This is a genomic window from Clostridium acidisoli DSM 12555, from assembly GCF_900176305.1.
GTDB classification, from domain to species: domain Bacteria; phylum Bacillota; class Clostridia; order Clostridiales; family Clostridiaceae; genus Clostridium_I; species Clostridium_I acidisoli.
In genome coordinates this window covers 1-5,440 of the sequence record NZ_FWXH01000050.1, presented here as the reverse complement: position 1 = coordinate 5,440, position 5,440 = coordinate 1, and the positions used below count along the sequence as shown (strand labels likewise).

Sequence of the window (5,440 nt, the reverse complement as noted above, 5' to 3'; positions counted from 1 at the left end):
AGCACCATGCATGCGAATGAAACACACTGGTTGCTGAAACTTCATTGGGCCAGTCCCTCAGTTTCTCTAGATAAGAAAATATTAAATTTTAATAATAAAAAAGACCATGTTAAACCACGCTTTATAGAAATAAAACATTGTTAAACATAGTCTCTAGTTTGTCTAGTCGACTGTATATATCCAACTATTCTTATTTGTTTAGTTGTTGTTATTATTATAATTATCTATTCTGCTTTTGTCAAACGTTTTTTAAATTTTTTTAAATATTATAAAAAATTTATGTTTTACCTACTAAATTATAATCTAAGCCTTGTACTTTTAGTAGTTTTCTATCAAACTGTTATTTACTAAACTGCTAGTCTTTTTCTCCCAATTTCATCAGCTTTAACAATTGCCTTCTCAATTAAATTCTTGTCCACGCTAAATGTAAGATCATTGACCTCATCGATTGTAAAATTTATTTCATTTGTTATATTTGATATTTTATTATTTATATTTTCTTTTATTCCTAATTGCTCTAATGAAACCGGCAAATTTAACAAATTTAATATGTAAACAAGTTTTTCTACTTCCTTATCAGATTTTCCTTCTAAAATAAATTGTACAATCAATCCAAAAATTACTTTTTCTCCATGCAAAGTTCCCTTTGTATCTAAAACATGTGTTAAACTATCATGAAGCGTATGTCCAATTGCAGCTGCGTGATTTCCACCTTTAACACTTCCAACTAAGCCAGCTAACACAATAATTGCATCTACAACCTCTTGAAATTTTTCATCCAAAGCTATATATTCTGATTTTTCTATTCTATTAATATAATTTTTTAATATATCAAGTGCTAGTTCAGATGTTTGTAGACCTATCCTTATTGATATATCCTTTAAGGCTGTTTTATGTGGTGCTGCCTCATACCACTTAACAAGAGTATCCCCTATTCCTGCATTCAAATATCTTTTTGGAGCTTCATATATTATTCTAGTGTCAGCCAATATAAGCTTAGGTGAATTTTCTAGCAAAAAATAATCAGTATGTCTACCCTCGTCATCATATATTACTGACAATGCAGACCAAGCTGCACAAGTTGCTGCTATAGTAGGCACTGTCACAACAGGTAAATTTGATCTTTCTCCAACTGCTTTCACTAAGTCTAATGCACGTCCACCACCTATGCCTATAACAACATCAACCCCTATTTTTTTTGCTTCTATAACATATTTATCTATATTTTCATAAGTACAATATCCTATAAACTCCTCAAGCTTATATTTTACATTTTTATCACTAAGACTTTTAGTTAATTTTTCTCCTGCAGATTTTAGTGCAGTTTTGCCTCCTATTATCAAAGCATATTTCCCGATTTTTTCTATATATTTACCACTATGTTCTAAAATATTTATTTCACTTACGTACTTTTCTGGTGCTTTTATACTTATCATATTAAAACTTCCTCTCACTAAAAATTGTTATTTAAAACTTCTTTTAAAATATGAACAAGTAATTTGTTTTCTTCTGGCGTTCCAATCGTTATTCTAAGCCAGGTCTTCATACCAAATTCAATTCCAGCCCTAATGGAAATTCCTCTTTTTAATACTTCATTAAATACTTCTAAGCTGTTTTTCTTTACATCAACCATTATAAAATTAGTTTGTGTAGGTATATATTCTAAATCCAATTCATCAAAGGCTTTGTAGAAAAATTGCTTTTCTTTTAAATTATTTAAATACACTTTATTTCTAAACTCTTGATCCTCTAAACTTGCATTAGCGGCAACCTGCGCTAAAAAATTAACGTTAATCGGTAATCTTATTTTATTTAAAACAGCAATAATTTCTTCACTAGTGATGCCATAACCTACCCTGAAAGATGCTAATCCATATACTTTAGAAAACGTTCTTAAAATAATAATATTTTTGAATCTATCTAATAATTTTACAGAATCAGGATAATCCTTGTTTTCTACAAATTCATAGTAAGCTTCGTCTAAAACAACTATTATGTCTGATGGTATAGATTTTAGAAATTGAACTAAACTTTCTTCTGAAAAATATGTACCTGTTGGGTTATTAGGATTACATAACCATATTACTTTAGTTTTTTCATTTATTTTCTCCTTTATATAGTCTAAATCAATTCCATTATTTTTTAATGGAACAGATACTATTTTACCTTCCATCTTTAAAGTAACTACTTTATACCATCCAAAAGATGGTTCTGGAATTATAGATTCTTCATTAGGATTTATAAAAACTTCTCCTATCAAAGAAAGAAGTTCAAATGAACCATTCCCAAATATAAGTTGTTTTTCGTTAAACCCATAAGTTTCTGCAAGCTTAGTTCTTAATTTGCTACAATTAAAATCTGGATATAAATTAATTTTGTTAAAAGATGTCTCTATAGCTTCTTTTACTAAAGGAGAATATCCTAAGCTATTTTCATTTGCTGAAAGTCTTATTATTTTATCTATTCCAAGTTCTCTTTCAATTTCTTCAATAGTTTTAGCAGGTGCATAAGATATAATATTATCTAGCGGTTTCCTATACTTTAATGACATTAACTTAACCTTCTTTCAAAAATTATTCTAAATAGTGTAATCCGTCTTTCCAAAAGAAACTACATTATCGTAATCCTCATCTTTTTTCATAACTTTATCTAAAATATACTTTTCAAAATATGCAAAATCATTATTTTTTATTCTAGGTCTAGCAAGTGATATTTTTACATCCATAGCTATGCTACCTTCATTAATTAAAATTACCCTATCCGCCAGTGTAACTGCTTCACTTACATCATGTGTTACCAAAATTGCTGTGAAATTTTGTTCTTTCCATAAAGTTTCTATTAACTTCTGCATTTCAATACGTGTTAAAGCATCTAAAGCTCCTAAAGGTTCATCTAATAAAAGAAGTCTAGGTCTTGAAGCTAATGCCCTTGCCAATGAAACTCTTTGTTTTTGTCCACCAGATAATACACTTGGCCATTCCTTTGCTCTATCTTCGAGTCCTACTTCCTTTAATGCTGAAATTGCAAGCTCTTTATCATTATTTTTTGTACCGAGTTCTACATTTTCTAAAATTTTTTTCCAGGGTAATAATCTAGCTTCTTGAAATAGAAATCTAATTTCAGAAGATAACCCTTTTAATAGTTCACCATTTACTAATATTTCTCCTTCAGAAGGTTGTTCTAGTCCTGCAATCAACCTAAGAAGGGTGCTCTTCCCGCAGCCACTTCTCCCTACAATAGCAATAAATTGTCCTTGTTCAATATTTATATCTATGTTTTTCAATACATCAAAATCTCCGAATCGCTTTTTAAGGTTCTGAATACGAAGATGTGTATTTTTTTCTTCACTCAACATAATCACTACCTTTGCTTAATTATTTTGATAGTTTGGATGCCACCTAAGCAATTTTAATTCTAAAATTTTAGCAGCACTATCAGATATTTTACCTAGTACAGCATAAATTATTATACTAAGAACAATTACATCCATTTGCATAAACTCACGAGCATTCATTGCCATATATCCAATACCTGAATCCGCCGCTAATTGTTCTGCAACGATTAACGTAAGCCACATAATTCCAAGTGATTGTCTCACGCCTACTAAGATTGAAGGCAACGCACCAGGTAAAATTATGTTCCAAAACAATGCTCTCCTTTTAAGTCCGTAAATCTTGCCCATTTCAACAAGCCCTGAATCTATCGTACGAATACCATGAAGGGTGTTTAAATATATTGGGAAGAACACTCCAAAAGAAATAAGAAATAATTTTGCTTCTTCTCCAATTCCAAACCAAATGATTACTAATGGCATTAGTGCAAGATGGGGAATATTCCTTACCATTTGAATTGTAGAATCTAATGCTATTTCAGATCTTCTTGATACTCCATTCACGAGTCCCAAAACAAAACCTATTCCACCACCTATAATAAATCCAATTACTGCCCTTTTAGTACTAATTAAAATATTATTAGTTAACTGTCCATTCTTTATTAATGTTATAGTTCCTGCAATAACTTTCTCAGGTGTTGGAAATATATTTGCAGCCACTATTCCTGTTGTAGTCAATACCTGCCATGCAATTAATATTATTATAGGAATTATCCACGGTATTACTTTGTTCAAAACTGATCTTCTTTTTATATCTTTCACTTGTTACACTCACCTCACTTTAATAACTTAATTCAATAGTTCTACTCTACTTTGAAAATTTTTCTATTTGACTATTGAAAGAGTCATCCCAAAAAGTGCTAACATCAGTTTTAGTTTTCAAAAGTCCAGCATCTAAAAATACATTAGCGATATCTTGTTCTGATGCTATTGCTGATTTTGATGTTGGTACAAGCTGTGTAATCTTAAGTTTGTCTCCATCAACAATAGTGCTTAATGCATCTTCTAATTTTTGATGAGTATTATCTGCTGTAATTTGCGCCCAAGCTTTTTGATTTTTTCTTGCCCATGCAAATGCCTTATTTAATCTACTTAGATAATCTACTATAGCTGCACGCTTAGCTTTATCATTAATTGCTGACGTTGATGCTTCATATGGAAAATTCCCAGATAAAATAGTCTTTGCACTAGCAAGTGTAGTCGCACCATTTTGATGTGCGGCAGTAATTGCATTTCCATAGCTTGCAAGAGCATCTACTTTTCCACTTACTAAAGCTGTTAGTCCGTCTGGAACTGATAATTGTTCTGCTTGTATATCGCTCCATTTAAGACCTGCTTTTTGAAGCATTTTAAGTAAGAAATAGTGAGCAGTCGTTGCACTAACATATGCTACTTTTTTTCCTTTTAAATCTGCTACATTTTTTATTGTTGAACCTTTTGGAATTACCAATTCTTGATTTAAAGTATTTGATTGTTGCACAGCTATAATTTTAAATTTATCCTTATTTGCGGATTGTGCTTCAAAAATTGGCGGTATTTCACTTGTTCCAGTAAAGTCTATATGACCAGCTGTCAATGCATCCAAACATAAATTTCCACCTTGAAATACACTATAATTAACCTTATATGGTGTCTTATCTAGACCTGCTGCTTTAAGTTCGGCTTCTATGTTTCCCCATCCAGTTTCCCCTACATTTAATGTCACACTACTTAAGTCCACACCTGATTTTTTACTGTCATTTTTTTTCACCTCACTATTTCCACATCCAGCTAATATAAAAACAGTTCCTAATAATACTATTAAAGTTTTAAATCTTTTCATCTCCACTTCCTCCTTAAATTCAACATTTGTATTCTAATATCTTGTTTTATAAAATAAATCCCCATTTAGATAAGACTAAATGAGGATTTCTCATATATTTTAGCCTTATCTCTCAGGGATTTCCTGCTGGATTTAGCACCATGCATGCGAATGAAACACACTGGTTGCTGAAACTTCATTGGGCCAGTCCCTCAGTTTCTCTAGATAAGAAAATATTAAATTTTAAT

General features: G+C 30.9%; 5 protein-coding genes and 2 riboswitches. All 5 genes read right to left on the bottom strand.

Going from position 1 to position 5,440, the window contains the following annotated elements; translation table 11 throughout:
- A riboswitch (SAM riboswitch) is annotated at nucleotides 1-77 on the bottom strand. This riboswitch is flagged as partial in the annotation.
- Between the two features lie 270 nt (nucleotides 78-347).
- From B8978_RS19195 to B8978_RS19175, 5 genes are read right to left on the bottom strand one after another with little or no spacing between them, the layout of a single operon-like run.
- The gene (locus tag B8978_RS19195) at nucleotides 348-1,436 is read right to left on the bottom strand and encodes an iron-containing alcohol dehydrogenase family protein (protein ID WP_084117886.1); all 1,089 of its coding nucleotides are present in this window, start codon (nucleotides 1,434-1,436) and stop codon (nucleotides 348-350) included.
- A 17-nt stretch (nucleotides 1,437-1,453) separates the two neighbouring features.
- Nucleotides 1,454-2,551 carry a histidinol-phosphate transaminase gene (gene hisC / locus B8978_RS19190; RefSeq protein ID WP_084117885.1) on the bottom strand — a complete coding sequence of 366 codons (1,098 nt, stop codon included), beginning with the start codon at nucleotides 2,549-2,551 and terminating at the stop codon, nucleotides 1,454-1,456.
- A gap of 27 nt (nucleotides 2,552-2,578) precedes the next feature.
- Nucleotides 2,579-3,355 carry an ATP-binding cassette domain-containing protein gene (locus B8978_RS19185; RefSeq protein ID WP_084117884.1) on the bottom strand — a complete coding sequence of 259 codons (777 nt, stop codon included), beginning with the start codon at nucleotides 3,353-3,355 and terminating at the stop codon, nucleotides 2,579-2,581.
- A gap of 15 nt (nucleotides 3,356-3,370) precedes the next feature.
- Nucleotides 3,371-4,153, bottom strand: a complete 783-nt coding sequence (locus tag B8978_RS19180; protein WP_207651903.1) for an ABC transporter permease subunit — start codon at nucleotides 4,151-4,153, stop codon at nucleotides 3,371-3,373.
- A 46-nt stretch (nucleotides 4,154-4,199) separates the two neighbouring features.
- Nucleotides 4,200-5,213, bottom strand: a complete 1,014-nt coding sequence (locus tag B8978_RS19175; RefSeq protein WP_084117883.1) for an ABC transporter substrate-binding protein — start codon at nucleotides 5,211-5,213, stop codon at nucleotides 4,200-4,202.
- A 102-nt stretch (nucleotides 5,214-5,315) separates the two neighbouring features.
- Nucleotides 5,316-5,424: riboswitch (SAM riboswitch) on the bottom strand.
- Nucleotides 5,425-5,440: the final 16 nt, after the last annotated feature.